At 64.7% G+C, this 25,878-nt stretch carries 22 protein-coding genes and 1 pseudogene; 18 read left to right on the top strand and 5 right to left on the bottom strand.

From position 1 onward, the window contains the following. The first annotated feature begins 25 nt into the window (after positions 1–25). The 6 genes from P2T57_RS17740 to P2T57_RS17715 all read left to right on the top strand — a co-directional run bounded on the left by P2T57_RS17740 (position 26) and on the right by P2T57_RS17715 (position 6,051). Positions 26–1,000, top strand: coding sequence for an aldo/keto reductase (locus tag P2T57_RS17740; RefSeq protein ID WP_276302463.1), 975 nt, complete (start codon positions 26–28; stop codon positions 998–1,000). A 270-nt stretch (positions 1,001–1,270) separates the two neighbouring features. After that, the gene (locus tag P2T57_RS17735) at positions 1,271–2,515 is read left to right on the top strand and encodes an amino acid ABC transporter substrate-binding protein (protein ID WP_276302462.1); all 1,245 of its coding nucleotides are present in this window, start codon (positions 1,271–1,273) and stop codon (positions 2,513–2,515) included. A gap of 3 nt (positions 2,516–2,518) precedes the next feature. Further along, on the top strand, positions 2,519–3,418 hold the full coding sequence (locus tag P2T57_RS17730; protein WP_276302461.1) for a branched-chain amino acid ABC transporter permease: 900 nt from the start codon (positions 2,519–2,521) through the stop codon (positions 3,416–3,418). Next, positions 3,415–4,521: a branched-chain amino acid ABC transporter permease gene (locus P2T57_RS17725; RefSeq protein WP_276302460.1), complete on the top strand. Its 1,107-nt coding sequence runs from the start codon at positions 3,415–3,417 to the stop codon at positions 4,519–4,521. Before P2T57_RS17730 ends, P2T57_RS17725 begins: the two co-directional genes overlap by 4 nt. A 59-nt stretch (positions 4,522–4,580) precedes the next feature. Continuing rightward, complete coding sequence (locus P2T57_RS17720) at positions 4,581–5,309, top strand: ABC transporter ATP-binding protein (RefSeq protein WP_276302528.1); 729 nt, start codon at positions 4,581–4,583, stop codon at positions 5,307–5,309. A 1-nt stretch (position 5,310) separates the two neighbouring features. Then, positions 5,311–6,051: an ABC transporter ATP-binding protein gene (locus P2T57_RS17715; RefSeq protein WP_276302459.1), complete on the top strand. Its 741-nt coding sequence runs from the start codon at positions 5,311–5,313 to the stop codon at positions 6,049–6,051. Between the two features lie 91 nt (positions 6,052–6,142). On the opposite strand, the gene P2T57_RS17710 is transcribed toward P2T57_RS17715, so the two are convergent. Continuing rightward, a complete protein-coding gene (locus P2T57_RS17710) occupies positions 6,143–7,537 on the bottom strand; it encodes an aryl-sulfate sulfotransferase (RefSeq protein WP_276302458.1) in 1,395 nt (464 codons plus the stop codon). A 162-nt stretch (positions 7,538–7,699) separates the two neighbouring features. Here P2T57_RS17710 and P2T57_RS17705 point away from each other — a divergent pair, with 162 nt between their 5' ends. The 9 genes from P2T57_RS17705 (at position 7,700) to P2T57_RS17665 (ending at position 21,099) form a co-directional block, all read left to right on the top strand. Next, positions 7,700–9,271 (top strand): succinic semialdehyde dehydrogenase, encoded by a 1,572-nt coding sequence (locus P2T57_RS17705; RefSeq protein WP_276302457.1) that lies wholly within the window; start codon positions 7,700–7,702, stop codon positions 9,269–9,271. After that, positions 9,271–10,386: an SDR family oxidoreductase gene (locus P2T57_RS17700; RefSeq protein WP_276302456.1), complete on the top strand. Its 1,116-nt coding sequence runs from the start codon at positions 9,271–9,273 to the stop codon at positions 10,384–10,386. Before P2T57_RS17705 ends, P2T57_RS17700 begins: the two co-directional genes overlap by 1 nt. Positions 10,387–10,548: 162 nt before the next feature. Beyond that, positions 10,549–11,256 carry a hypothetical protein gene (locus P2T57_RS17695; RefSeq protein ID WP_276302455.1) on the top strand — a complete coding sequence of 236 codons (708 nt, stop codon included), beginning with the start codon at positions 10,549–10,551 and terminating at the stop codon, positions 11,254–11,256. Positions 11,257–11,326: 70 nt separating this feature from the next. Next, positions 11,327–13,111, top strand: a complete 1,785-nt coding sequence (locus tag P2T57_RS17690) for a spermidine synthase (protein ID WP_276302454.1) — start codon at positions 11,327–11,329, stop codon at positions 13,109–13,111. A 22-nt stretch (positions 13,112–13,133) separates the two neighbouring features. Then, positions 13,134–13,718 carry a DUF2617 family protein gene (locus tag P2T57_RS17685; protein ID WP_276302453.1) on the top strand — a complete coding sequence of 195 codons (585 nt, stop codon included), beginning with the start codon at positions 13,134–13,136 and terminating at the stop codon, positions 13,716–13,718. Positions 13,719–13,744: 26 nt separating this feature from the next. Further along, on the top strand, positions 13,745–14,698 hold the full coding sequence (locus P2T57_RS17680; protein ID WP_276302452.1) for a hypothetical protein: 954 nt from the start codon (positions 13,745–13,747) through the stop codon (positions 14,696–14,698). A 117-nt stretch (positions 14,699–14,815) separates the two neighbouring features. After that, positions 14,816–17,143, top strand: a complete 2,328-nt coding sequence (locus tag P2T57_RS17675; protein ID WP_276302451.1) for a pentapeptide repeat-containing protein — start codon at positions 14,816–14,818, stop codon at positions 17,141–17,143. Positions 17,144–17,849: 706 nt separating this feature from the next. Next, the gene (locus P2T57_RS17670; RefSeq protein WP_276302450.1) at positions 17,850–19,757 is read left to right on the top strand and encodes a halocin C8-like domain-containing protein; all 1,908 of its coding nucleotides are present in this window, start codon (positions 17,850–17,852) and stop codon (positions 19,755–19,757) included. A gap of 76 nt (positions 19,758–19,833) precedes the next feature. After that, a complete protein-coding gene (locus P2T57_RS17665; RefSeq protein ID WP_276302449.1) occupies positions 19,834–21,099 on the top strand; it encodes a DUF6498-containing protein in 1,266 nt (421 codons plus the stop codon). Positions 21,100–21,126: 27 nt separating this feature from the next. Here the strand turns inward: P2T57_RS17665 and P2T57_RS17660 are convergent, their stop codons facing one another. Together P2T57_RS17660 and P2T57_RS17655 are read right to left on the bottom strand one after the other, a co-directional pair. After that, positions 21,127–21,330, bottom strand: coding sequence for a hypothetical protein (locus tag P2T57_RS17660; protein WP_276302448.1), 204 nt, complete (start codon positions 21,328–21,330; stop codon positions 21,127–21,129). Positions 21,331–21,460: 130 nt separating this feature from the next. After that, a complete protein-coding gene (locus P2T57_RS17655; RefSeq protein WP_276302447.1) occupies positions 21,461–21,622 on the bottom strand; it encodes a hypothetical protein in 162 nt (53 codons plus the stop codon). Between the two features lie 132 nt (positions 21,623–21,754). Here P2T57_RS17655 and P2T57_RS17650 point away from each other — a divergent pair, with 132 nt between their 5' ends. Then, complete coding sequence (locus P2T57_RS17650; RefSeq protein ID WP_276302446.1) at positions 21,755–22,036, top strand: DUF7553 family protein; 282 nt, start codon at positions 21,755–21,757, stop codon at positions 22,034–22,036. A 40-nt stretch (positions 22,037–22,076) separates the two neighbouring features. On the opposite strand, the gene P2T57_RS17645 is transcribed toward P2T57_RS17650, so the two are convergent. Beyond that, a complete protein-coding gene (locus tag P2T57_RS17645; RefSeq protein ID WP_276302445.1) occupies positions 22,077–23,465 on the bottom strand; it encodes a tryptophanase in 1,389 nt (462 codons plus the stop codon). 285 nt (positions 23,466–23,750) lie between these two features. On the opposite strand from P2T57_RS17645, the gene P2T57_RS17640 reads away from it, so the two are divergent. Beyond that, positions 23,751–24,173: a DUF7344 domain-containing protein gene (locus P2T57_RS17640; RefSeq protein WP_276302444.1), complete on the top strand. Its 423-nt coding sequence runs from the start codon at positions 23,751–23,753 to the stop codon at positions 24,171–24,173. A 171-nt stretch (positions 24,174–24,344) separates the two neighbouring features. Further along, positions 24,345–24,560: pseudogene (locus P2T57_RS20385) on the top strand (HalOD1 output domain-containing protein); the annotation flags it as partial. A 183-nt stretch (positions 24,561–24,743) separates the two neighbouring features. On the opposite strand, the gene P2T57_RS17630 reads toward P2T57_RS20385, so the two are convergent. After that, positions 24,744–25,793 carry a hypothetical protein gene (locus P2T57_RS17630; RefSeq protein ID WP_276302442.1) on the bottom strand — a complete coding sequence of 350 codons (1,050 nt, stop codon included), beginning with the start codon at positions 25,791–25,793 and terminating at the stop codon, positions 24,744–24,746. Positions 25,794–25,878 lie beyond the last annotated feature (85 nt).

Raw genomic sequence — 25,878 nt, 5'->3', positions numbered from 1 at the left:
ACGCTCGCCGGGCAACTACCCCAGCATGGAGTACACCACGCTCGGCGACACGGGCATGGAAGTCAGTCGAATCTGTCTCGGGTGCATGAGTTTCGGAACCAGCGACTGGCGGCCGTGGGTTTTAGACCCCGAGGAGGGCGAGGAGATAATCGAGCGGGCCATCGACCTCGGTATCAACTTCTTCGATACCGCCAACATGTACTCGAACGGCGAGAGCGAGCGCGTGCTGGGCGACGCGCTGGAGGGCCGGCGCGACGAGAGCGTGGTCGCCACCAAGTGCTACTTCCAGATGGACGAGGACAATCCCAACTCGGGCGGCCTCTCGCGGAAGGCCATCGAGCAGGAACTGGACGAGTCGCTGGACCGGTTGGGGATGGACACCATCGACTTGTATCAGATTCACCGGTGGGACGACGAGACGCCAATCGAGCAGACCCTGCGGACGCTGGACGACGCGGTTCGGCGCGGAAAGATTCGCTACGCCGGGGCGTCGTCGATGTGGGCCTACCAGTTCGCCGACGCGCTCCACGAAAGCGACCGCCTCGGCTTAGAGCGGTTCCACACGATGCAGAACCACTACAACCTCGTCTACCGCGAGGAGGAACGCGAGATGCTTCCCTTCTGCGAGCAGGAGAACGTCGGCGTGATGCCGTGGAGTCCGCTGGCCCGCGGGTACCTGACTCGGCCGCACGAGGACATCGACGCGACCGAACGCGGCGAGACTGAACAACACATGTACGACCACCCCTACCGGGAGGGCGGCGGCAAGGAGGTCAACGAGCGCGTACAGGAAATCGCCGCCGACAAGGGCGTGACGATGGCTCAGATTTCGCTTTCGTGGCTCCTGCACAAGGACTGGGTGGACGCGCCAATCGTCGGCACCACCAGCGTCGAGCATCTGGAGGACGCGGTGGAGGCGCTAGAAATCGACCTTTCGGCGAGCGACGTGGCGTATCTGGAAGAACCCTACGAACCCGTCGAAGTTTCGGGTCACGACTGAGACCGGCATCCGGAACTAACTTTGTGTATTTTAAAACCATCTGCATATATTCTAGGCAATTATATTTCTTCCCTCACCTCGGTTTTGGGTTGGGTGGTTTTCGGTCAGTAGTTTCCCTCAGTCGTCGGTCCGACGGCACCTGCGCCCATTCGGATGCCACGAAACGCCGGGTTTCGACGCTCTCGGTCGGTTCCATCTGCGATTTCTCGGACCTAAATATATTGAATAATAATTAACGTTATGGCCGAGGGGGTAGACCACCGAAGAGCCATGCGAACCGACACGTCACGGCGGAAGTTCCTCGAAGCGACCGGGTTGGCGGGCGTCACGGCGCTGACGGGAATCGGAAGCGCGGCGGCACAGGAAAACACCATCACGCTCGGCGGGTCGATGAGTCTTTCGGGCGACAACGCCGACCTCGGGCAACTCTACCGAGACTCCTACGAGTTGACCATCCGGCGAATCAACGAGGCCGGCGGCGTCGAGGCCGGCGACGGCAACACCTACGAGTTGGAGATGGTTCTGCGCGACGACGAGACCGACGCCTCGAAGAGTCGGGCCATCTATCAGGAACTCATCGACCGCGAGGGGGTGGACTACCTCCTCGGGCCGTACTCCAGCACGGTCACGCTCCCAGCGAGCGCCGTCGCGGCCCGGAACCAGCGTCCGATGGTCGAGGGCGGCGGCGCGAGTCCCGAAATCTTCAGTCAGGGCAACGAGTGGATTTTCGGTCTCCTGCCGACCGCCGACAAGTACCCGCTGTCGTCCATCGAGATGGCGATGGCCCAAGACTCGCCGCCAGAGTCGGCCGCCCTCCTCGCCGAGAGCGACACCTTCAGCCAGAGTTCCGCCGAGGGCGCGCGCCAGAAGCTGAACTCGGAGGGCGTGAACATCGCGGTGGACCAGACCTTCCCGACCGAGACCTCGGACCTCTCGACCCTGCTGGGGAGAGTCCGAGACAGCGATGCCGACATCCTGATTCTGGCGGCCCACCAGAAGCACGCGGTCATCCTCGCCAGCCAGATGGAGGCTCAGAACGTCAACGTGGACATGGCGATGGCGACGGTCGGAAGCCTCACGTCGTCGTTCAAGGACCAGTCCGGCGCGAACGGCGACTACATGTACGGCCCGAGTTCGTGGGCCATCAACGCCACCTTCGAGGACAGCGTCTTTGGTTCGACCGGCGACTTCGTGAGCGCCATCGAGGACGAGTACGGCTACCAACCCGACTACCACAACGCGGCCGGGGCCTCGGTCATCCAGACCTTCCAGCGCGCCTTCGAGCAGGTGAGCAACCTCGAACCGACTGCGGTCCGGAACGCCATCCGAGACGTGGAGTTCACCACCGCCTACGGCAACGTCGCGTTCGGCGACAACGGCGTCATCGACAAGGACATGCTGGTCTACCAGTGGCAACCCCAAGACGGCGGGTCGGCCCAGAAGAACATCGTCTGGCCCGAGGCGGTCCAGCAGAGCGCGCCCATCTACCCCGCGCCGAGTTGGTCCGACCGGTAAGCGATGGCTGTCACCCAGTTCGTCGTCAACGGCCTGTTGGTCGGCGCGCTGTTCGCCGCCGTCGCCGTCGGCTTCGCCCTAATCTGGGGCGTGGTCGGCATCATCAACCTCGCCCACGGCGAACTCCTCATGCTCGGGGGGTACGTCACCTACTGGCTGGTGGCATTCGCGGGCGGTTCGGGCGGGGAGGGGTCGGTCTGGATTGCGCTGGCCACCGTTCCGGTCGCGCTCGCGGCCCTCTACGTCGTAGGGTACCTGCTCCAGCGCCTCGTGGTCACGCACGTCACCGACGCCGACCTCTTTCTGACCCTGCTGGTGACCTTCGGCGTGAGCATCGTCCTCCAGCAGTTGGCGATTCAGGCGTGGAGCGCGACGCCCCGGAGCGTCGGCGCTGGCTTCGCCGACCCCTCCGTCGTCCTCGCCGGGGTCTTCATCCCCAAAATCAAGCTCATCGCCTTCGTCGGGGCCATCGCGCTGACGCTCCTGCTGTGGGGATACCTCAAGACGACGCGCCGCGGTCGGGCGATTCGCGCGGTGGCCCAGAACCCGGAGGCCGCCCGACTAGTCGGCATCGACGTGGCCCACACCAGAGCGGTCACGTTCGGCCTCTCGGCGGCCATCGCAGGCGGCGCGGGGAGTTTCGTGGCGATGATTCTGAGCGTCCAGCCACAGATGGGGCTGGCCTACACGCTCAAGAGCTTCGTCATCGTCGTGTTCGGCGGTCTGGGGAGCATCCCCGGCGCGCTGGTCGGCGGTCTGCTACTGGGGTCGGTCGAGGAGCTAACCGCCGGGTTCGTCGGGAGCCAGTGGACCCTCGCGGTGAGTTTCTCCCTGCTCGTGGTCCTCCTGCTGGTCAAGCCGAGCGGCCTGTTCGGCCGGTCGGTCGAGGAGGGCGAGGGATGAGTCGGGAGTCCGCCAGCGCCGACGCCGGCCCCGAGACCACCTCGCTCTCGCGGCTCCTCGCCGCACTCAGCGACCGGGCGTGGCTCCTGCTCGGGATTTTGGTCGCGGTCGGCGCGCTCCTCCCGACGCTGGGCCTCTCGGGGTTCTACCTCACGGTCGTCGTCCAGATGTACATCTTCGCGGTGCTGGCGCTGTCGTGGGACCTCGTGGGCGGTCAGACCGGCTATCCGAGTTTCGGTAACATGGCGTTCTTCGGGTTCGGCGCGTACACCACCGCCATCCTGCTGAAGGACTGGGGAGTCGAGTTCTTCCCGGCGGTTCTCGTGGCCGGGCCGATTGCGGTCGGCTTCGCGCTGGTCATCGGCCTCGCGGTCCTGCGCCTGCGGGGCGGCTACTTCGCCATCGCCACGCTCGGGGTCCTGCTGGTCTCGATTCAGGTCACTCGCAACGTGGAGTTCACCGGCGGAGCCAGCGGGAAGATTCTGTTCGACATTCCGCCCGAGAACACCTTCTACTACGTCTTTCTCGCCATTCTGGCGGTCGAGACCGCGGTCGCGCTCTACCTGACTCGGACCCGATTCGGCTACGTGCTGAACGCCATCCGAGACGACGAGGGCCGAGCGACCGCGATGGGCATTAACACGACCTACTACAAGACCGCGGCGTGGATGCTCTCGGCGCTGTTCACCGGATGGGTCGGCGGCGCGTGGGGCGCGTTCAACACCTTCGTTGACCCACAGACCGCCTACAACCTTGGCTGGAACGTCGAACTCATCACGATGGCGCTCATCGGCGGCGCGGGCACCGTCGCGGGGCCGATTCTGGGCGCGTTCGGCCTCACGCTGGCCATCTTCGTCGTAGACACGGTGTTTCCGGGCTGGCAACTCGTCGCGCTCGGACTGGTCATCGTGGCGACGGTCCTCTTGCTCCCTGACGGCATCGTCGGGACCTTGGAGGAGCGTGCGACTGCGATGGAGTATTACGAGATGGGTGGTGAGGCGGCGGCCGAAACCACCTCCGAGATGGGTGGTGAGGCGGCGGCCGAAGAAACAGCAGACGCCACCGACCACGACATGGGCGACCCGGAGGTGAGCGACTCGTGAGCGCAGAGACGGAGGCCGAATCGACGCCCGCCGCCGAAACCGGCACCGGCGGCGACCCCATTCTGCGCGTCGAGGACCTAACCAAACGATTCGGCGGCCTGACCGCGGTGGACCGCGTGAACGCCGAGGTCCGCGAGGGGGAAATCGTCGGTCTCATCGGGCCGAACGGGTCGGGTAAGACCACGCTGTTCGACTGCATCGCGGGCCGACAGCACCCCGAGGAGGGGTCGGTGTTCCTCCGCGGCGAGGCCGTGACCGACTGGCCCGAGCATCGCATCGCCGGGGCCGGACTGGGCCGGATGTTCCAGCACACGCGAATCTACGGCGGCATGTCGGTTCTGCGGAACGTGCTGGTCGCGGCCAGCGAGGACCGGACCGTCTCGCGCCTCTTTCGACCGCCGAGCGACGAGGCCCGTGACCGGGCCGAACAGTTGCTGAAGCGCGTCGATTTGTGGGAACTCCGGGAGATGCGGGCGGGACGGATGAGTTTCGGCCAGCAGAAACTGCTGGAGTTCGCCATGCTGTTGATGTCTGACCCCGACCTCCTGCTGATGGACGAACCCGCGGGCGGCATCAACCCTTCGATGATTCGCCGGATGCTCGACTACATCCGGGAGGCCAACGAGGGCGGCGTGACCATCTTCCTCATCGAACACAACATGGACGTGGTGATGGACGTGTCGGACAGAGTGTACGTCCTCGCGCACGGCGAGAAAATCGCCGAAGGGCGACCCGACGAGATTCAGTCGAACCAGCGCGTCATCGACGCCTATCTGGGGAGGGAGTGAGATGGCCGAAACCGAATCTCCGGAGGCGACCGACGCCCTGCTGGAACTCTCCGGCGTGACCGCTGGCTACGGCAACACGACCGTCGTCCACGACGTGGACTTGGGCGTCGGCGAGGGCGAAATCGCCTGCCTCGTCGGGCCGAACGGGTCGGGCAAGAGTACCGTGATGAAGTCCATCTACGGGTTCGCCGACGTGTTCGGGGGCAGTATCTCGTTCGACGGCGAGGACGTGACCCACCGGAACCCGCAGGACAGTCTTCGGTCGGGGGTGAGCTACGTCCTCCAGTCGTCCAGCGTCTTCCCGGACATGTCGGTCCACGAGAACCTGCTGATGGGTGGGTACGTCTTCGACGACGACGACCGCGCTGTCCGCCGGGCCGAGGAGCTTTACGACGAGTTCCCGCGCCTCGACGAGCGCCGCGACCAGAAGGCCGGGATGCTCTCGGGCGGCGAGCGCAGACTGCTGGAACTCGCCCGAGGACTGGTCGTAGAGCCGAAACTGATGCTGTTGGACGAGCCGAGTATCGGCCTCGAACCGACCTACATCGAGCAGGTCTTCGACCGGATTCGGGACCTGAACGAGTTGGGCACCACCATCCTGCTGGTTGAGCAGAACGCCGAGAAAGGACTGTCGATTGCCGACAGAGGCTACGTCCTCGCCAGCGGCGAGATAAAATTCGCGGGGACCGGGACCGAACTGCTGGAAGACGAGGAGGTCGGCAGACTCTACCTCGGCGGGTAGCTTCCGGACAGATTAACATTTCTTAAAAACAGGAATATATTTCTTCCAGATAATTGGATATGTCCTACTGCTCGGGTCCCTTCCGCCCGACTCACCGTCCGAGTCGAATCGGGTTTCGGAGGCCGATTCGGTCGGTCCAGTAGAGTTCGCTCACGACCCATCCGACCAGCGAGAGGCCCGAGATGGCGACGAGCAGAATGTCGAACAGGCCCATCCACGCCGGGAGCATCCACCGAATGCCGTGGTAGAGTTTGGTCGGGAGGACCGACCGGACCGCGCCGTAGATTCGACCCTGAAGCGTGGCCTCCTCGTCGCCCCGTTCGACTTCGGGCGTTCTGGACTCGTAGCCAAGCGCCGTCGCGCTCTGGCCACCCGCGCTCTCGTCGCCCGTGCCGAGGCGTTCGGCCTCGTAGGGTTTCGCCATCGAGACCTGCCAGACGATTTCGCCCGCCGGGGTGACCTCGAAGATGCGATTGCTGTGCGTGTCGGTAATCAGCGTGTTGCCGTTCGGGAGGCGGTCGGCGTCGCGGGGCCACTCCATCTTCGCGTCCCGCCACGTCCACGTTCGATTCCACTCCTCGCGTCCGTCTGGACCGTCCTCGCGCTGGTACTCCACGATGCGGTTGTTCTCGGAGTCGGCGACGACGACTGACGGGCCGCCGCGCTCCGCCGGGATGTAGTCGGGGTTGTGCTGTTCGTAGAGGACGCTGTGGTCGTCGTCCGCGCCGAGCGTCCGATTTTCGAGGAGGCCCTTCTGGCGGTGGACGAACCAGATTTGGTCGTGGTTCCGGGGGTCAATCATCACGACGTTCTGGTCTTCGAGGTACTCCACGTCGTTGATGTGGGTCCAGTCCCGAATCGCGCCGCCGGTCGTGTAGGGGAACTCGCTCCGGGCGCGCCACTCCCACGTGATGACGTTTGCAGAGGTGTTCACGATGAACGCTCGGTTGTGGAAGATGTCGGCGACCAGATAGTGACTCTCGTTGATTCGGTCCACGTCGTGAACGCTGTCGTGGCCGTGGCGCGTCACCACGTCGTAGTTGTACATGCGCTCGGACTCGCCGGTACTCAGGTTGACTCGCTGGACGACGTTGCGGATGCAACTCAGTCCCGACCCGGCGTCGAGTTTGCACGCCGAGTCGGACCTGACGGTACTCCCGACGTAGGTCACGGTGTACTTCTCGCCGGGAACCGGGTCCACGTCGAAGATTCGCTGGTGGGCACGAGTCTCGTAGACGACCTCGCCGTCGTCAGTAAACGCCTTGAGACTCCCGTTTTTGGCGTCGTCGTAGTGGGCAGTGACCAGCGTGAGGTCGTCGGCCGACCGGATTTCGGCAGGTTGGTGAACGACCGGGTTCTCCCCGTCGCTCGGGCCGTCCCCCACCGACGCGAGGACGCTCCCTGTGTGAGTCAGGAAGACACCCCCACTCGGCGCGACGACGAAAAAGACGAACAGCAGGCGTAAATACGATTTGCGTGCGGTCATGGAACAAACCCCAAAAGCAGTCGATTTATAATTTCTGATTACGTATCCGGCCTGATAGATGGCCCAAGGAGACACTCGGGGTCCTCGATAGGAGACCCCGAGTGTTCTCCCACCTCGCGCCCGGCAGAACGCTCATGCTACCGACGCCCAAACCGTGTAGCGATGGCTCTCTCGAAACTCCCGGCGCGCGCCGACTCGGCCGCGCTCTCGCGTCTGGCGTCGTCGGTGCCCACCGACGAGACCCGCGAGGAGATTCCCGTGGAAGCGCCGTATTCGGGTATTAATATACAAACGATTCCCGCGAGCACTTCAGCGGACGTGAGCGCGGCCGTCGAGCGCGCCCGCGAGGCCCAACCCGCGTGGGCCGACCGACCGGTCTCGGAGCGCGCCGAGGCGGTCCTGCGATTTCACGATTTGGTGTTGGACGAGCGACGGGAACTCCTCGACGTGGCCCAACTCGAGAGCGGGAAGGCCCGCATCGACGCCTTCGAGGAGATTCTGGACGTGGCGACGACCGCGCGCCACTACGCCCACCGGGCCGACGAGTACCTCGAACCCGAGCGCCGGAAGGGCGCGTTCCCCGTCCTGACCGACACGCGGGTCTACCGCCACCCGGTCGGCGTCGTGGGGGTAATCTCGCCGTGGAACTACCCCCTGACGCTCTCGGTGACGGACGCGCTCCCGGCCCTGCTGGCGGGCAACGCAGTGGTGGTCAAACCCGCCGAGGAGACCCCGTTTTCGGCCCTCCTCCTGCGTGATTTGCTCCGCGAGGCCGGCGTGCCAAACGACAGTTTCCAAGTCGTGACCGGCCGCGGGAGTGAGGCGGGCGCGGCGCTGGTCGAGGAGTCCGATTTCGTCTGCTTCACCGGGGGCACCGAGACCGGCCGGAAAGTCGCCGAGCAGGCGGGCGCGAACCTGACCGACTGCTCGCTCGAACTCGGCGGCAAGAACCCGATGGTCGTGCTTCCCGACGCCGACATCGGGAAAGCGGTCTCTGGCGCGATTCAGGGCTGTTTCACCAACGCGGGGCAACTCTGCATCGCCTTCGAGCGCCTCTACGTTCACGAGTCGATTTACGACGAGTTTCTGGACCGGTTGGTCCGGCGCACGCGAGGCCTCGATTTGAGTCCGGGCTACGACTTCGGTCCCGACGTGGGGTCGTTGATTGGCTCCGACCAACTCGAAACGGTCGAGAGCCACGTCGAGGACGCCCTATCGAAGGGCGCGGACGTGCTGACCGGCGGGCGCGCCCGGCCAGACCTCGGGCCGTACTTCTTCGAACCCACGGTGCTGACCGGCGTGAGCGACGAGATGGAACTGGCCCGCGAGGAGACCTTCGGCCCGGTCGTGGCGGTCGAATCGTTCGATTCGGTCGCCGACGCAATCGAACTCGCCAACGACTCCGAATACGGCCTGAACGCGAGCGTCTGGACCGAGGACGGCGACAGAGGCCGAAAGGTCGCCCGGCAAATCGAGTGCGGGACCGTGAACATCAACGACGCCTACGCCGCGGCGTGGGCCTCGGTGGACGCGCCGATGGGCGGGATGAAGGACTCGGGCCTCGGGCGGCGACACGGCAGGGAGGGGTTCGAGAAGTACACCGAGGCCCAGACCGTCGCCGAACAGCGCGCCGGGTCGGTGACTGCGCCGCCGGAGGGGGTTCCGGACGGGTGGTACGCCAAGGCGATGCTCGTCTCGCTCCGGGCGATGAAGCGACTTCCGGGGGTGCGGTGATGGCGTCGGCGGACTCGCCGGAATCGGTGTTTCTCACCGGCTTTCCGGGCTTTCTGGGGTCGGAACTGGTCGCGCGCCTCCTCGACCGGTATCCCGACGATGTGGCGATTCGGTGCCTCGTCCAGTCGAAGTACCGAGACCTCGCGGAGTCGCGCGCGGCGGAAATCGACGACGGCGCTCCCGAGCGAATCGAACTCCACGAGGGCGACATCACCGAGTCGGACCTCGGATTAGGCGAAGCTTACCAGTCCCTCGCGGACGACGCGACGGAAGTCTACCACCTCGCGGCGGTCTACGACCTCGGAGTCGCCCGCGAAGTCGGCATGGCGGTCAACGTCGAGGGGACGCGCAACGTGCTGGATTTCGCGGAATCGTGCCCGAACCTCGACCACTTCCAGTACGTCAGCACGTGCTACGTCAGCGGGCGACACGACGGGGTGTTCACCCACGACGACCTCGACGTGGGCCAGTCGTTCAACAACCACTACGAGGAGACCAAATTCCTCGCCGAGGTCGAGGTCCAGCGCCGGATGGACGCCGGCCTGCCCGCCACGATTTACCGACCGGCAATCACGGTCGGCGACAGCGAGACCGGCCGGACCCAGAAGTACGACGGGCCGTACAACGTTTTGCGCCTGCTGGACGCCCAACCCGGCGGCCTCGGCGTGGTGCCCACTTTCGGCGACCCGCGGGACTACGAGGTCAACGTCGTCCCGCGGAACTTCGTGGTGGACGCCATCGACTACCTGAGCGGTCGGCCCGACTCCGAGGGCGAGGTGTATCAGCTCTGCGACCCGAACCCGCCGACCGTGGCGGGGATGCTCCGGGCGTTCGCGGCGGCCACGGGCGAGACGATTCGCCCTGTCCCGCTTCCGAGCGGCGGCGCGGACCTCGTTCGGCGGGCGCTCGACGGGGTTCCCGGTCTCGCGGGTCTCCTCGGTGTCGAACCCGAAGTCCTCCGGTACTTCGTCCACCCGACGAGCTACACCTGCCAGAACGCGACGGGGGACCTGCGCGGGAGCGGGATTTCGTGTCCGGCGTTCGAGAGCTACGCCGACACGCTGGTCGCGTTCTACTCGGCGCATCCGGCGGTCTCCTCGGACGCGATGGTGTGAGTTCGTCGGGGCGGAAAACATCCCTATCAATTGCTTAAGCAACGTAATTCATTTTGGTGCGATTGCGTAGCTGTCCGTCCGTCGGTTTCGTCCGCGTCTCGGAAAGATATACGACAGAGATTTCCAATAATTCTTTAAACCGGTCCTGAAAACACCCTATCCATGCGACGCCGCGAATTTATCGCCGGAACCGGACTCGCCGCTGTGTCCGCGCTCGCCGGCTGTTCGGGTAGCAGTTCCCCGCCGCCCCGCAAGTCGAACGTCTTCGAGCAGATTCGAGCGACCGACGGTAAGCTCAAAATCTCGCTGGAAGGGAATACGTGGGTCAAGTCCCGCTACGACGGCGGGGGCCAGAACGACCTCGCCGACCCGGAGACGGACGGCGGCCTCGCCGACCTCAGTCCCGTCGGAAGCGCCCGCGCGAAGGGCAAAGGCGGTGCCGGCGGCCGAGGAGCCACGGGCCGCGCCGACGGTGGCTACAGTAGCGCGCCCAAGACCGGCCACGGCCGGGCGTGGTGGCACGGCGGAGCCTACGCCGACGACTGGTACGACGACCACGAGGACGAGGTTTCGCGGTACGGCGTGGGCGTCGCCACGCTCGGCGTCGCCTACCTCGGAAGCGACTTCGAGATGGAGGACGACGCGCCGGGCGCGGGACCGGTCCCGTGGGACTGTCGCACGAACGACCCCGACGGCACCGAGGCCTGCCAAATCGACACCGACGGGTGGTACCGCGTCGGCGCGGAACTCCGCGGCCAGAACGGCCACGACTTCGACTGGGAGTGCGTGGACCTGAAAGTGGACGACGCGCTCGGTTCCGACGCCGGGTACGAAGTCGAGAAGCAGTGGAAGGTTTCCCCGCGGATTTAACTACTCCCGGTTCCCGCCTGTTTCCGACGCCCAAACGCGGACACCGGACCGAATCGCTCTCCCCTCTACAATGGCGACCACCCCTCGAACCAAGACGCTGACGCTGTTGGCCATCACCTACGTCGTCTCGTTCTGTAGCTTCGCCTACGAGTTCGTCTACTCGGAGTTGCTGACCGTGATGTACGGCGGCACCGTGACTCAGTACGTCATCACCGTCGGCCTCTACTTCTTCAGTCTCGGCATCGGGTCGGCGCTGTCGGACGACCTACAGGACGACGCGGCCTCGAACTTCTTCCGGACCGAGGTCTACCTCGCCGCAGTCGCGCCCGCCGGGTTCATGCTGGTCGTCGGTCTCAACAGCGTCACGATTCCCGAGGCGGTGCCCTCGGAACTGATTTGGGTCCTCGCGCGCCTCCCGGCGGTCGCAGTCGGGTTCCTCTCGGGTTTCGAACTCCCCCTGCTGACCCGGATGGTCGAGGAGACCGACGAAATCGAGGCCGACACCGGCGCGGGCCTGCTCCCGACCGCCGTCACCCGCGGACTGGGCGCGTGCTACGGTCTCGTGGTTGGCTTTCTGGGCCTCCTCTGGAACGTCGAGCGCACCGCGGGCGAGCGAAGCGGCCTCTCGGTCGTGCTGGCGATGGACTACGTGGGCGGCCTGTTCGGCGCGGTGGTCTACGCGAAAGTGCTGTACCCCCGGCTCGGATTGGTGCCGACCATCTTCGTGCTGGCTCTGCTGAACGGGGTCGCCGCGCTGGTCTTCGTCGCCCGGTTCAGCGAGCGCCCGTGGGGCCTGTTCGCCGACGAGCGTCGGGCGATAGCGAGCAGAGAGTCGGCGGCCCTGCTGGCGGTCTGTCTCCTGCTGACCGCGGGGTACGCGGGCGCTGTCGCCAACCACCGGCAGGTGGACCGGACCGTGACCGAACTCTATCTGGAACAGCAAATCGAGGACGAGTACCAACCGGGCGCGATGGACGCCGAAATCACGAGTCAGTGGACCACCGAGTACCAGCACGTCGTCCGGTACGACCGGACGTGGACCGGCGCGGGCGACAACCCCTACTTCGAGGGCGACACCGAGGAGTGTCTGCGCCTCGGCACAGCGGTCCAACTCTGCGAGAGTTGGGCCGACTCGTACCATCAAGGCCTCGTTGACGTGCCCATGTCGATGTACGACCGCGGTCCCGAGACGAACGTCCTCGTCGTCGGCGGCGGCGACTGGATAGCCATCGACCGCCTCCGGCAGTACAACGTCAGCGTGGACCACGTGGACTTGGACGGCGAGTTCATGGCCCACGCCAGAAACGACTCGTACTTCTCGCGGTGGCACGACAACGCCGACGAGTACGACCGCCTGCACACCACGGTCGGCGACGGCTACGCCTACCTCAAGAATACGAACGAGACCTACGACCTCGTTCTGCTGGACATTCCGGGCGCGACCGACGACGACCTGCTGAAACTCTACTCGAAGGAGTTCTACGGGTCGCTCCGCAGACACCTCGAACCCGACGGGACGGTCGTAGCGTGGGCCTACTCCCAGTACGGCTACCCCCAGCATCACAAGGCCTACCTGAACACGGTCCGGTCTGCCGGGTTCGACCGCTACGCGCCCTACTGGGCGTGGGAAGACCTCGACGCCGACGGCGACCGAGAGCGCGTCGAACAGTTCTACGTCCTCGCGTCGGGCGAGCGAGCGCCCTTCCCGAGTCCCAACTCGTCGCAGGCGACCGCCTACGTCCGGACGCACAGCGACCGCTACCGCGACCTGCGGTGGCGCGCAATCCCCCGCTATCGGGGCGTCGAGGTCAACTCGCTGTTCGACCCGAACTACGACATCCTGATAGATACCTAACGACGCTCCCATCCGACCATCCATGCCACCCGACGACACCACACGACTCCACTTCGCCTACGCGACCAGCGAACCGAATCTGGACGCCTTCGACGTGAAGCGCGCGGTCCCGAGCGAACTGCTGGGCGAACCCGCCGTCCTGACGGTTATCGGCGAGTCCCACTACGTCGGCGTCCCGGCGCTCGACTTCCACGAGGTCTGCTCGTGCAAGCCCCTCGAATCTGGCGTCTCGGCGGCCGATTCGACTGCCCAGACGCCACTGGAGCGCGGCGTTACCCGCGAGTTTAGCTTCGAAAGCGACCTCCTCCGCGTCGAAACCGACGCCGAGGTCCGAGCCATCGAGGAGTTCCCCGGACCGGAGAGCGCCGACGCCGCCTTCCGGTTCGGGCCGGATGCGTGGACCACCATCGAACTCGGCGCGGGTCGCCAGTCCGACGCCGGGGCGTCGGACCCGCGGGCGAGTTACGAGACCTACCACACCTATCCCGAGTACGGCCTCGCTGTCTACACCCTAACTAAATTACACCCCGCGCGTGTCGCGCTCGCGGGCGAGGCGACCGAGCAACCGCGGACCAGCGACGATACCAGCGACGATTCCGACGACTGACGACCAGAAATCACAATTCACCTACCATGACAGACCAGACCGAAACCTACGACGGCGACGTAACGCTCACCGGCCACGAGGACGCCCCGGTCGCGCTGAGGGACCCCGAGGACGTCTACCTGCGGACCGACAGCGTGGCGGGCGACCTCGAAGTGTGCAACGCGGAGTACGTCTTCACCCACCAATCGCCCGGCGGCGGAGCAGTCGGCGACCCCGAGACGGTCGTCCGCGGCGACTTGGAAGACGGCTACGCCGAACCGGACGGCGTGACCGGTGACGCAATCGTCGCGGACGCAGAAGACGTGTTCGTGACGGCGGGGACCGCAGGCGGGGACCTCTCGGTCGTCGCCCCGGAAAACGTCTACTCGGACGACGTGGAACCGCCCCGCGAGGCCGACGACTACGACGTGTCGCTCACCGGGTGGAAGCAGTCCGGGAGCGCGAGCGACCCCGACGCGGGGGTCCGCGTCTCCGGTGCGCACCACGAGGTCACGGTCGAGAAGGCCCGGACCGACCTCGACGTGTACGTCGTGGGTCACGACCACGAAATCGAGATTACGGGCCGGAGCGCCAGCGTCTCGGTCTACCTCCTCGGCTACGACAACACCGTCACGGTGGGACCGTACCTCCAGAGCGAGGTGATTGCGGACACCGGATTCGACAACGAAGTCGTGGAAGAACCCTACCCGGTCGAGGAGTTAATCGAGACGTCCAAATCCGAGGCCTTCGACCGGGCGGGATTCGGCAGGCGGAAAGTGACCTATCAGGTGCCCGCGGAGAGCGACGACTGGTGTCCCAACTGCGGGGAACCCGCCGACGCAATCGTGGCGCGCCACCAGATGGAGGCCTTTTTCCTCCTCGGCTACCCGGTCAAGACCTACGACCAGAGTACCAACCCCGCCAAGGAGTGCGAACACTGCTCGCGGAGCGCCTTCGACGCCAGTCTCACCGAGCGCGAGCGAAAGAACGTGCTGAAGTGAAATTTCCACCGCGGGACAACCGAATCTATATATCCGAGGGGTGAGGAATGACCGGACGTGTGACAACTCCCCTCGAATCGCGCCCGAAACTCCCTTCGACCCCTCGACTCCCCACGTATGTCACGAACTGAACAACGCGCCGACGCCGACGCGCAATCGACCTGTCAGTACACGTTCAATCCAGCGAAACAGACCGAAGCCCACCTCAAGACGACGTGGGAGTGCCCCCACACTGCCCACGAAGACAGCGACTACTGTCCGTTCCACATGTCCCGCGACCAGCGGGCGAGCAACGACGTGACCGCCGAGGAGATTGTCGTCCGCATCAAGGAGAACCTCAAGTCCGGCGACGTGCGCGCCAACGAGTACGTCGGGGCCGACCTCCCGCACCTCTCACTGACCTATCAGGACATCAACGGCGGCGCGAACCACGTGCTGAACTTCCAGTACGCCGACATCGACGGGTTGGACATCACCCACGGGCGACTCGAACAGGGCCTGAACCTCCGGGGGGCCACGGTGGGCGCACTCAAGTTCGAGGGGGCGGCCATCGGGGGCGTCCTCGAAGCGGACGAACTCGCGGTCGAAGGCCAGTTCACCGCCTACGAGGCCAGTTTCAACGAGGACGTGACGTTCGTCGGCGCGAGTTTCCACGGCGACGTGAACTGCGACGAGGCGAGTTTTCACGACGACACCACGTTCGAGGCCGCGACTTTCCACGACGCGGCCCACTTCCGAAACGCCGAGACCACTGGGACAAGTCACGTGTTGGACGACAACATCTCGTTTGCGGACACCGAGTTCCGGGGCGACGCGAGTTTCCGACAGGCCGACTTCCAGTACGTGACCTTCGAGGGCGCGGCGTTCCACGCCGAATCGGACTTCGAGTACGTCGAGTTCGAGGGCGACACCCGATTCGACGGCGTGGTCTTCGACCGGATGGCCGACTTCGACGAGGCCAGATTCCACGACGACGTGAGTTTCACGGACGTTCGGTTCAAGGCCGTGGCGGAGTTCCGGGGCGTCGAGTTCAACGGGGGCAGTCGAACCACCAACGACGACGTGACCTTCGAGTCCGCGACGTTCGAGGACGAGGCCGATTTCAAACTCGCCCGGTTCCGGTTCGCCGACTTCAAGGACGCGACGTTCAAAGGCGAGTTCAACTTGGACCGGGCGGTGTTCGACGCCCGCGCGGACTGCCACAGGGTCGAAGTCGGCGGGTTGGCGACGTTCGAGCGCGTCGAGTTTCGGGACGGCGTGACCTTCGACGGAAGCACGTTCCGCGGCGAAATCGAGGCGGTCGAAGCCGAATTCGAGGGTGATGCCGACTTCGTGGACGCGACTTTCCGGTCGCGGGTGCGGTTCACCGAGGCAAGATTCCGCGAGGACGCCAGTTTTCGGGAGGCAACGTTTCAGGACGAGGCCCACTTCCGGGGCACCATCTTCGAGGGCGAGGCCAAGCACTTGGAGAAGAACGCCTGCTTCGACGAAGTGACCTTCGAGTCCCAAGCCGACTTCCGGAACGCGAGTTTCACTAACGGGTCCTTCCGGGACGCCGCCTTCCACGACGAGTGTGATTTCACCGAAGTCGAGTTCCTCGACGCGGCCCAGTTCCGGGTCGTCTCGGGCGGGAGCGGCGACACCTACGTCGATTTCACCGAAGGCCACCTCTGCGGCGGGAACATCACCGTGACCGCCGGGAGCGTCGTCCTCTACGACCTGACCAAGGCGACCCTCGGGAACGTCCAGTTGGAGACCGAAGCCAACCAGCACGAACTGCTGGACCATTTCCGGTTCTGTCTGACCCACTTCGACCACTTCGACTTCAGCGACCACCACGCCTACCTCGAACGCAACGACTGGGACATCCACGGCTTCCTCGGCGAGGAGTCGTCGGGGCGCTACGACGTGGAGATGACCAACGAAGTCATCGAGGAGACCTACCGGAAAGCCCAAGACAGCGCCGACGCGGTGGGCGACACGCCCGCGATGCGGGAGTTCGAATTCAAGCGGTACTTCTACAACCGCAAGAAGAACATCGGCATCGTCCTCCGGGAGTACTCGCTCGATGCGTGGGGTCGGGCGAAGAAGGCCGCAAGCGTCGGTCTCAACTTCTTCATGCAACTCACCTGCGGGTACGGCAACCGCCTGCCGCGCATCGCCGGGTTCACTTTCCTCCTGCCCGCGGTGTTCGGCGTCTTCTACGTCCTCGGCGGCCCGCTGGAGACCCAAGCCGGGGTCCTCGTGGAGTCAGAGCAACCCCTGACGACGCTGTTCGACGGTCTCTACTACAGTTACATCAGTTTCAGCACCATCGGTTACGGCAACATCGGGCCGGTCGGATGGCTGGCGAAGATTCTGGCGGCGAGTCAGGGGATGTTGAACGGGTTGTTCTTCACCCTCCTGACGTTCACGCTGTTCAAGCGCGTGCTGGGCGGAAGCTAAAGCGGATGTGAGGGTTCGCGGAAGGGTGATTTTCCGCCGCCTGTGAAGGGGACTCCTCGATTCGAGTTCAGCGTCCTCCCGAACCCCAGTACGCTTCCGATGCTCTCGTTTGGACTGTTTACGCCTGAAGCCGTGACGGGCGTCGTCCCCCGCTCTCTGAGCAACTATACAAGTCTATAAGAAATATATAATTATTCTAAAGACATAATTATATTTCTTCAAGCGAGACAGTAGGGTACGAGTTCGTTCCACGTCGTCACCCAACAATTGGTTTTTCGACCGAGAGCGATCCGAACAGCGCGTAGTGGACCGCGACGTCGATTGTGAGTTAAGTTCCGACCCTCGCCGCCGAATATTATGATCTAAACTACATATAAGTCCCGCTTGGTCGTGACCGACTGGATTGTGACATATTCGCATCTGGGACCCCTTCGGAGCAACTGATTTCTTTTCGGCCGTTAGATTCATACACAAAATAGAGTTCTAAACTACATCTAAATATATAGTAAATAAATTTATTGCCTTAATAAAAGGGTTTATATCGTGGTGGTATCAGTAATTACTCGAAGTGAAAGATACAAATTCAAATATCGTATCTCGACGTAACGTTCTCCGCTCGCTCGGCGTCGCAGGAGCGGCGACTGCAACCGGTGCTGGACTCGCACCCGGCGACCTACAGGTCTTCGGTAACGCTCGCGCCCGAGAAATGACGACCGAGCGGTCGGTCGTCGTTGAATCGTCGGGAGAGGCGACCTACGAATTTAGCGTGACCGGACTTCTCTCGGCAGTCGAGGCCCCGGCCGGTAGCGTCGAACGAGGGGCCGCGAACGCGACTCTCGACGCCGACCGCCACGAATACACCTTCACTGGCGAGTTCACCGACTTCGACGTGAGCGGCGACGCCGACGTTACCGTCGATGGCCGCTCGTTCGACTACGAGTCGTTCCCCCACGAGACGCTCGAAATCGTCGCCGACGGGTCTGTCTCCTACGATGTTTCTGCGAGTGGCGCACTCGAAGCGAGTGACGACACGGTGCGTCGCGTCGACGACCGCCGGGTCGAAGGAACGCTCTCGGGCGGTTCGCACGTCCTCTCCTACGCTGGCGAACTGACGTATCTCGATATCGACGGCGACGCGACGCTCGTCAACAACGGGACCGAAGTCGCGCCGGAGACCCCACTTCCGCTGACCAATCTCGGCGAGGCGACGGTCACGGCGCGCGGCAAGCCGTACACGGTCACGTTCGGCCACGACGCGGCCGCGAACAAGGGTGCGACGGCAGACGGTGAGTCCGGCCGCGGCGTCGTCACCTCCGACAACTCCGGTGGAACCGCAACCATCGACTACATCGGCGGTTTTGTCTCGCTGGACGTCCCCGAGGTGGGCACGGTCAGCGCACCGCCGGGTGCACAGCGACTCGAACTCGAAGCGACGGGCGACACGGCCGCCGAATTTACGCTTCGGACGACGGGCCAATTCGAGAACGGCAAACGCGCCAAGACCGTGACCGTCGAGAGCGGCGACGTCGACCTCGTTGCCGCGACAGGCCGTCTCGTCGAAGTCGTCGTCTCGACCACGAACGGCGAACGTGGGGTCGAGTTGTCGCTCGACTACGGTGCCGACGAGGAGCGCGTTGACCGCTCGATTACACTCCAACTTGCCGCCGAGATGGAGCGACGCGACGAGGCCCAGACGCTGATTCAGGCCGCGTCGAAGCACGGTCGCGTTCGGCACGACGTCGGCGGCATCACCGCCGTCTCTCCGCCTGAAGGCGACGCATACACCGACCGCGAGACGGTCGCGTTCGACCTCACGGACCTCCAGCGGGGCGACGACGGTGAACTCCTTGCAACCGCGAGTCCGGGAACCGCGAACGGCTACGTCAGCTACGAGTGGAAGACCACCGACGGCTTCACCCAGAAACAGGAGTTCGACGCCCTTGACGACGGGGCTGTCGGCACTCAGTCCGCGGACGATTCCCTGTTGGACTCGAACGCCTTCATCGAATCGTACAGTGTGGACGACGGCGGTCTCAACGTTGCGAGTACAGGAGCGACGCTCACGACCACCTCTGTCGTATTCAATGTCGATGCGTTCCGCACCGCACACCAGCAGGCGAGCGACCAAGTTCGGACGCAGGGGCTTTGGAACGACTTCTGGGGCGCAGTGCAGGACGCCATCAACTGGTGTTCTGGTGCCTTCTCCAGCGTCGATTCGAAGGACCTCGAAGAAGTCGGCGGTTCCGTAGTTATCAAGACACACACCGTCAAGTTCGATCTCGCCGAGGAGCTATCCGACGAGGGCGACCTCCCCCGAGGGTTCAAGGGTGCGACGTTCATGTGGAGTTCCGCCATCACGTTCGCCCAGACCGACGCGGCCCACCAACTGGCTGAGTACGGCTACGTCGATTCGTGTTCGGCCTGTGCGGCCGCGACCCGTCTGGCGTGGGACATCGGCTGTAGCGCCGCGAGTCCGTACATCTGCGGCGCGACCGGTGTCGCCACCGGCGGGGTCGGACTGGTCGCATGTGCCACGTTCCTGAGCCTGCTCTGTAACCTCCCGAACACCGAGGACAACGCCGACTGGGTGTGCAACGAGGCCGGGGCCTGCTGAACGAAGCCATACCTAACTGACGGAAGCTGAATCACTACTTTCTTTATCTCGGCTCGGAGAACGACCAAGGTAATCGATGGACGAAATTCGGAACTCGACCGTACTCGGTTCACCGCGGGTCGCCGTCGGGTTCGTCACACTGCAGGTGCTTCCACTCGTCGGTCTCGTCTTCGGGGGGTGGACGCTCGACACGCTGGGCGCGCTCTACTGGCTCGAAATTGGCGTCGTGCTGTGCTGGTCGCTCGTCAAGAGCCTGTTCGCCGAGCGGGTCTTCGAGTTTCGGTTTCGGGGACCCGGCATCGACGTCGCCTTCGACGGACTGACCGAGAAGCGCGGCGGTATCTCGGTCGCCGCCGGACTCCCGCCGGTGTATCCCCGCAACGTCCCCAACGTCCTCCCCTACGTGACCGCATTCGCGTGGTTCTGGCTGGTCCTCGGCGCGGTCGTCGTCACCTCGCCGTTCGCGCTTCCGGGATGGATGGAACTCGTGACGTGGCAGACGGCGGGACTGCTCACGACGGCGAGCGTCGCGTTCCTCGCTCGCGGACTGGAAGCCAGTGACGTGTACCTCGGCGAGCGACAGTACGAGACCTGCTCGGTCGTGCCGCTGAATCACGGTGCCATCGAATACTCGGTCGTCGTCGGCCTCCTCGCGCTCCTCACAGGGGTTCCGACCGACGAGACGGCCACGCTGTTCGGTGTCCTTGTCGCTGTCAAGTTCGGCTACGAACTACTCCGCCATCGTCCGGGCAAACTCCACCGGTGGGACAATCCACTCACTCGACTTGTCGGAGGTGGCGAGTCGAGACCGGACCCGGAGTACCTCGACTTCCCTGCGGGCGCGCCCGACGTCTCGGCCTCGCCGGACGGCCGAACCGTCCGCTTGGGGAGCGTGGTGTACGCCGTCTTCAGCGACCTCATGGTGCCGTTTTGGGTGTTCTTCACTCTCGTCGGTGGCTTCGGTCTCCTCGCGGCGCTGGCGGCCGGGGAGGTGTACGAAACGCCGGTGCAGATGGCGTTACTGCTCGTGCCAGTTACGCTCTACGCGCTGGTCGCGCTAGTTCCGCTGAAAATCGTGGAGTATCGCGTCCACCACGATTCGATGACCTACGAGATACGCGACCGCGAACTAGTCGGGTACGACGACCGACTGGACGAAACCCAGTGGCGAATCGGCTTCGCGGAGATAACTAACGTGTCGCTCCGACAGAACGTTATCGACCGTCGAGCGGACACCCAGACGCTCGAAATCGAGGTCGGCGACCGCACGGAGCGTCTCGTCCACCTCGCAGATGCGGACGCGGACGCACTTTTCGACCGGCTTCGGCACTTAGGAGCGTGAAACGACGTCGAATCCATCGACGCTGAATCAGTTGCTGACCAGTAGGTTGACGAGGGGCTTCACGTCAAGGAACAGTCCGATACCGACGAGCAGACCGAGCGTCATCGCGACCGTATATACGATGGGTGGGAGGCGCTGTGGTCCCGACGTAGCGAGCGGGTCGCCCATCACACCGAGCAAGTATGTGAGTCCGAGAATCCCACCACCAGCGTAGAGAAGCGCTAACTTCATCCTGTTTTCCATATTGCGGTTATGGACTTTGTGGACTTAAATATAGTTATCGGAATTCGGGGTATATCGAAAGAAATCTGGTTATCTTCTCGGAGGGTCGAAATTCAGCTCCGATGCTCCGAATTCGCCACTACACTTCGACTTCGTTCCACTCTACGTCGTCGCCGTCGCCGTCCTTCAGCAGTTCGGGCTTGCCGAGCGGAAGCGACCCGAACATGGCGTAGTGAACGCCGAAGCCGATTGCGAGGAGACCGACCAACACGTACAGTCCGCGCTTGAGTTTCGAGGCCATGCCCGACAGTAGGAACTAGATGTAAATCAGGGCACCGATTGCTCGTCGTCCGGGTCGCCGACCCGCCGCGCTTCCGGCGATGCCCGACTCCTCGACGGAACACATTTCACTGATTCGAGTGTAGCACCCCACATGGCCGACAACGACACGACCGAACTCCGAGACGCCGGCGAGGAACTCACCGCGGTCAGCGAACGCATCTCCGACGACGAAACCGCCGAGCGACTCGACGGCTTCGCAGACCAACTCCGACAGATGGCCGACGCCGACCGAGGACCCGACCACGGCCGACTCGACCGGGTGATGCACGGCCTGCGGGAAATTGCCGCCGACCTCGACGGCGAGGACGCCGACGCCGTGACCGAGGCCCGGAGTCGCGTCCGGTCGTACCGCGAGACGGTCGAGGGCGTCTGAGGCGACGTACCGCGCTCGTCTCTCCGAAATCGAACCCTTCTCAGTCGTCGTCCGCGGTCGCTTCCTGCTTTTGCACTGGCCGCAGTTCCGCGCTGAAGTGACGTAGCTCCGCCATCTCGGGTTCGTCGACGATTTCGAGGCCCGAGATTTCGCCCGCGTCCCGGCGCTCGGCGACCTGCTCGAACGTCTCGGCGACGTGTTCGAGGTGGTCCGCGCCGTAGGTCCGGCGCGGGAGGCAGAGTCGGACCAGTTCGGGCCGGTCGGTCTCGGGGAAGGCGAAGCTACCGAGTTCGACGCCGCGGACCGCGCCCTCGCGGTAGAGTTCGCAGACCAGCGCCTGTCCGGGGAACTGCGAGGCGGGAATCTCGGGCAGGAACTCGGCGGCGTTGACGTAGACTGCGTGACCCCCGGTCGGGCGCTGGACCGGCACGTCGCGGTCGGCCAGCATGTCGCCGAGGCGCTGGACCTGCGACACTCGGTCTTCGATGTAGGACTCCTCGACGGCCTCGCGCAGACCGACCGCCATCGCCTCCAAGTCCCGGCCAGCCATGCCACCGTAGGTCGTGAAGCCCTCGTAGAGGATGCCCCGCTCGCGGGCCTTGGCGTGCAGGTCGTCCAGTTCCGGGTCGTCTCGCATAGCGACGAACCCGCCGACGTTGGCCAGTCCGTCCTTCTTGCCGCTCATCACGAGGGCGTCGGCGTAGGAGAGTTGCTCGCGGGCCACCTCGGCGACCGATGCGTCCGAAAACTCGGCCTCGCGCTCCCGGACGAAGTAGGCGTTCTCGGCGAACCGGCAGGCGTCGATGACGAAGGTGGCATCCAGTTCGTCGGCGACCGCTCGGGCCTCGCGGACGTTCTCGACGCTGACTGGTTGGCCCGCCAGCGAGTTGTTCGTGATGGTGACGACGACCGCCGGGATGTTTTCTGCACCCACCTCGTCGGCCAGCTCGCGGACCTTCCCAACGTCGAGGTTACCCGCGAACGCCGCGTCGTCCTCGTCGCCGAGCGCCCCGTCTCGCGGGCAGTCCACCGGTTCGGCCCCGTTGTTGGCGATGTGTGCCCGAGTGGTGTCGAAGTGGGTGTTGTTGGGCACGTAGTCGCCATCGGAGACCAGCGCACCGTAGAGGACGTTCTCGGCACCCCGGCCCTGATGGGCGGGGATGATTCGCTCGAACCCCATCACGTCCGAGATGGCCGATTGCAGGCGGTCGAAGCTTCGACTCCCGGCGTAGGCCTCGTCGCCCTTCATCATGGCCGCCCACTGGTCCTCGCTCATCGTCCCGGTCCCGCTGTCGGTCAGCAGGTCCACAAATACCCCCTCGGAGTCGAGATTGAAGACGTTGTAGCCCGCCCGCCGAAGGTTCTCCTCGCGCTCGTCGCGGTCGGGGAGACGAATCGGCGTGACGACTTTCGACTTGTAGGCTCGCATGTCTCGACGTTCGTCGCCCCGGTACGTATCGTTTGCGTGACAACTATGGGCGACGATGCCCGCTTGCGGCGATTCCCTGTCGAGTCTGCCCATCGACTACCGAACCTGTCCGCGAGTCGGTCGCCGAGACCGAAACCAAAACCGGGCACGGTTGCGTTCCGACTACCCCGATTCCGTTAACGTTTGCGTAAACGCAATCGAAAACATACCCGAGTGTTGATTTTATCGTTTCCGCCGCGTCTGCCCGACAGAACTAACACTTTCGCACCTCTGCCATGAGGTAACATGACTGACGACACCTCCGACGGGGACGACGTACCGCCTCGGTTCGACCCCACACGGGCGGGCGACGACCGCTCCGTCGAGACGCTGGTGAGCGCGCTGGCCAACCAACGCGCTCGCCACGCCGTCGCCGCGCTCGACTCCCGGTCGGAGAACGTCGTCGAACTCGACGACCTCGTGGACAGCGTGGTCGAGCGAGAGGCCGCCGAGCAATCGGGCGCGGACGACGCGGCGGGCGACCGTTCGGCCGCCGACATCGAGGCCCACCGCGAGCAGGTCGCAATCGCCCTCCACCACCGAAGCCTCCCGAAACTGGACGACACCGAGGTCCTCGACTACGACCCGCGGTCGAACACGGTCCGGTACCGGGACGACGGCCGGATTGCGGCGTACCTCGAATTTTTCGACCGAGAAGCGAATGTTTGAGACCGGGTTTCCGACCGGTTCGATTCGCGCCGGACGTAATTTGAGGACGATAGCCGCTAATTATATACGCGCTCATCAACTATTCGTTCGTCGGTAGAAGCGGGGGAAAGGGGCACTCGCGGTGACGCGCCGGGGTCCTGCCGCCGACGCTTACCGACTCTCGGTGATGCCATGGGAGACACGAACGAAACCCGAGACGACCACTCGGACCGACGAACGGAGCGCCACCACGTCCACTACGACCCGGCGTCCGACGAGGCCGTCAGCGAACTCGTCGTGACAGCGGTGGCCGACGTTGCGGACGCCGACCCGCTCGATTTCGAACCGCTCTACGAGACGGTGGACCCCGACACGCTGGACGAGTTCGTGGAGTCGGGCGGTCCCACCGACCTCGGCGGTCACATCTCGTTCGTCTTCGAGGAGTACGCCGTGCGAGTCCACGCCAGCGACCTATCTTTCGTCGCTTGCCTCACTCGCCATCGCCAGCGACCTATCTTTCGTCGCTTGCCTCACTCGCCACCGCCAGCGACCTATCTTTCGTCGCTTGCCTCACTCGCCATCGCCAGCGACCTATCTTTCGTCGCTTGCCTCACTTGCCATCGCCAGCGACCCGCCCAGAAGATACAGCGGCGCGCCGAACAGCAGACCGAGGACCGCGAGGACGGTGGCGATGATGGCGACCAGACCACCCAGCGCCGCGGCCTCGGTGAACGAGACGAATCGGAGCGGCAGGACCGCGACCAGTGCGAGCGCGGCCACTCCGGCGCGGCGCTTGGCGCGGGGGTCGCCACTTCCGACGGCGTACCCGAGGGGGAAGACCCCGGCCAGCGGGACGCCGAGGAGGACCGTCTCGGAGACATCGGCGAGCGCGTCGGGATAGCTCAGGAGCGTCACCGCCAGCGCCGCGACCGGCGGGGTGGCGAGCGCCGGGGCGAGGAGCCACCACCACGGGACTCGTTTTCGCAGTCGTGTGACCGCGAGCGCCGCGCCGCCGACCAGCGCGTAGGCCACCCCGAGCGCCGACAGCGCCGGGATGTCGTCGTTGACGAGCGGGACCGACCCGGCGTAGAAGGGGTGGACGACCGCTAGCAGGCCGATAGCCACGACGCCCCCGGCGAGTTGCGTCGTCTGGCGAGCGTCGAAGAACCCGGCGACGAACGACCGATAGCCGCCGAGACCGTCGCTCGGCGCGAACGCGACGTAGGTGTCCTCGACGTAAGCATCGACGTAGTACCGGTCTCGCTCCTCGGCGCGGGTGGCCCACGTGACGTTGCCCGCGGCCTCACTGGTCGCGGTTGTCTCTCGGCCGACGATTACGCGGGTGTCCTCGTCCCACCCTTCGGCGGGGCGCTTCAGCACCCGACTGCCGTCCGGACCGACGACGCTGAACCGGTCGGCGACGAGGCCGTAGCTCCTGCGGTCGTCGGTGTGAAAGTACTCGATTAGGAGGACGCCGCTCCCCGCGCGGTCGGCGAACTCCTCGTAGGCGAAGGTCACGACCACGGTCCGGTTCCGGACGCTCGCCGAGACGTTTGAGAGGCGGTCGGGATTCGGTTTCCGGTAGTGCTCGCCGAGTGCGGTCCGCACGATTCGGTCCCGGAGGGCCGAGTCGTCGTGCAACCGGTCCGCGACCGACTGGTTTCCGAGGCGATTCCTGACCGTCCAGAGGCCGGTGCCGTCGTCGCGGACTCGGACCTGACCGTGC

It is taken from the genome of Halorussus lipolyticus, from assembly GCF_029338375.1.
Classification (GTDB): domain Archaea; phylum Halobacteriota; class Halobacteria; order Halobacteriales; family Haladaptataceae; genus Halorussus; species Halorussus lipolyticus.
The sequence above is the reverse complement of the archived record's forward strand: the minus strand, read 5'-3'. Positions and strand labels throughout refer to the sequence as shown.

Excerpts from the sequence above, each read along its gene's own strand:
- P2T57_RS17645 (WP_276302445.1), bottom strand. The coding sequence starts at position 23,465 with ATGCGAGCCTACAAGTCGAAAGTCGTCACGCCGATTCGTCTCCCCGAC.
- P2T57_RS17680 (WP_276302452.1), top strand. The coding sequence starts at position 13,745 with ATGACAGACCAGACCGAAACCTACGACGGCGACGTAACGCTCACCGGC.
- P2T57_RS17670 (WP_276302450.1), top strand. The coding sequence starts at position 17,850 with ATGACGACCGAGCGGTCGGTCGTCGTTGAATCGTCGGGAGAGGCGACC.
- P2T57_RS17715 (WP_276302459.1), top strand. The coding sequence starts at position 5,311 with ATGGCCGAAACCGAATCTCCGGAGGCGACCGACGCCCTGCTGGAACTC.
- P2T57_RS17735 (WP_276302462.1), top strand. The coding sequence starts at position 1,271 with ATGCGAACCGACACGTCACGGCGGAAGTTCCTCGAAGCGACCGGGTTG.
- P2T57_RS17740 (WP_276302463.1), top strand. The coding sequence starts at position 26 with ATGGAGTACACCACGCTCGGCGACACGGGCATGGAAGTCAGTCGAATC.
- P2T57_RS17640 (WP_276302444.1), top strand. The coding sequence starts at position 23,751 with ATGACTGACGACACCTCCGACGGGGACGACGTACCGCCTCGGTTCGAC.
- P2T57_RS17705 (WP_276302457.1), top strand. The coding sequence starts at position 7,700 with ATGGCTCTCTCGAAACTCCCGGCGCGCGCCGACTCGGCCGCGCTCTCG.
- P2T57_RS17650 (WP_276302446.1), top strand. The coding sequence starts at position 21,755 with ATGGCCGACAACGACACGACCGAACTCCGAGACGCCGGCGAGGAACTC.
- P2T57_RS17700 (WP_276302456.1), top strand. The coding sequence starts at position 9,271 with ATGGCGTCGGCGGACTCGCCGGAATCGGTGTTTCTCACCGGCTTTCCG.
- P2T57_RS17665 (WP_276302449.1), top strand. The coding sequence starts at position 19,834 with ATGGACGAAATTCGGAACTCGACCGTACTCGGTTCACCGCGGGTCGCC.
- P2T57_RS17675 (WP_276302451.1), top strand. The coding sequence starts at position 14,816 with ATGTCACGAACTGAACAACGCGCCGACGCCGACGCGCAATCGACCTGT.
- P2T57_RS17725 (WP_276302460.1), top strand. The coding sequence starts at position 3,415 with ATGAGTCGGGAGTCCGCCAGCGCCGACGCCGGCCCCGAGACCACCTCG.
- P2T57_RS17685 (WP_276302453.1), top strand. The coding sequence starts at position 13,134 with ATGCCACCCGACGACACCACACGACTCCACTTCGCCTACGCGACCAGC.
- P2T57_RS17695 (WP_276302455.1), top strand. The coding sequence starts at position 10,549 with ATGCGACGCCGCGAATTTATCGCCGGAACCGGACTCGCCGCTGTGTCC.
- P2T57_RS17730 (WP_276302461.1), top strand. The coding sequence starts at position 2,519 with ATGGCTGTCACCCAGTTCGTCGTCAACGGCCTGTTGGTCGGCGCGCTG.
- P2T57_RS17710 (WP_276302458.1), bottom strand. The coding sequence starts at position 7,537 with ATGACCGCACGCAAATCGTATTTACGCCTGCTGTTCGTCTTTTTCGTC.
- P2T57_RS17690 (WP_276302454.1), top strand. The coding sequence starts at position 11,327 with ATGGCGACCACCCCTCGAACCAAGACGCTGACGCTGTTGGCCATCACC.
- P2T57_RS17655 (WP_276302447.1), bottom strand. The coding sequence starts at position 21,622 with ATGGCCTCGAAACTCAAGCGCGGACTGTACGTGTTGGTCGGTCTCCTC.
- P2T57_RS17660 (WP_276302448.1), bottom strand. The coding sequence starts at position 21,330 with ATGAAGTTAGCGCTTCTCTACGCTGGTGGTGGGATTCTCGGACTCACA.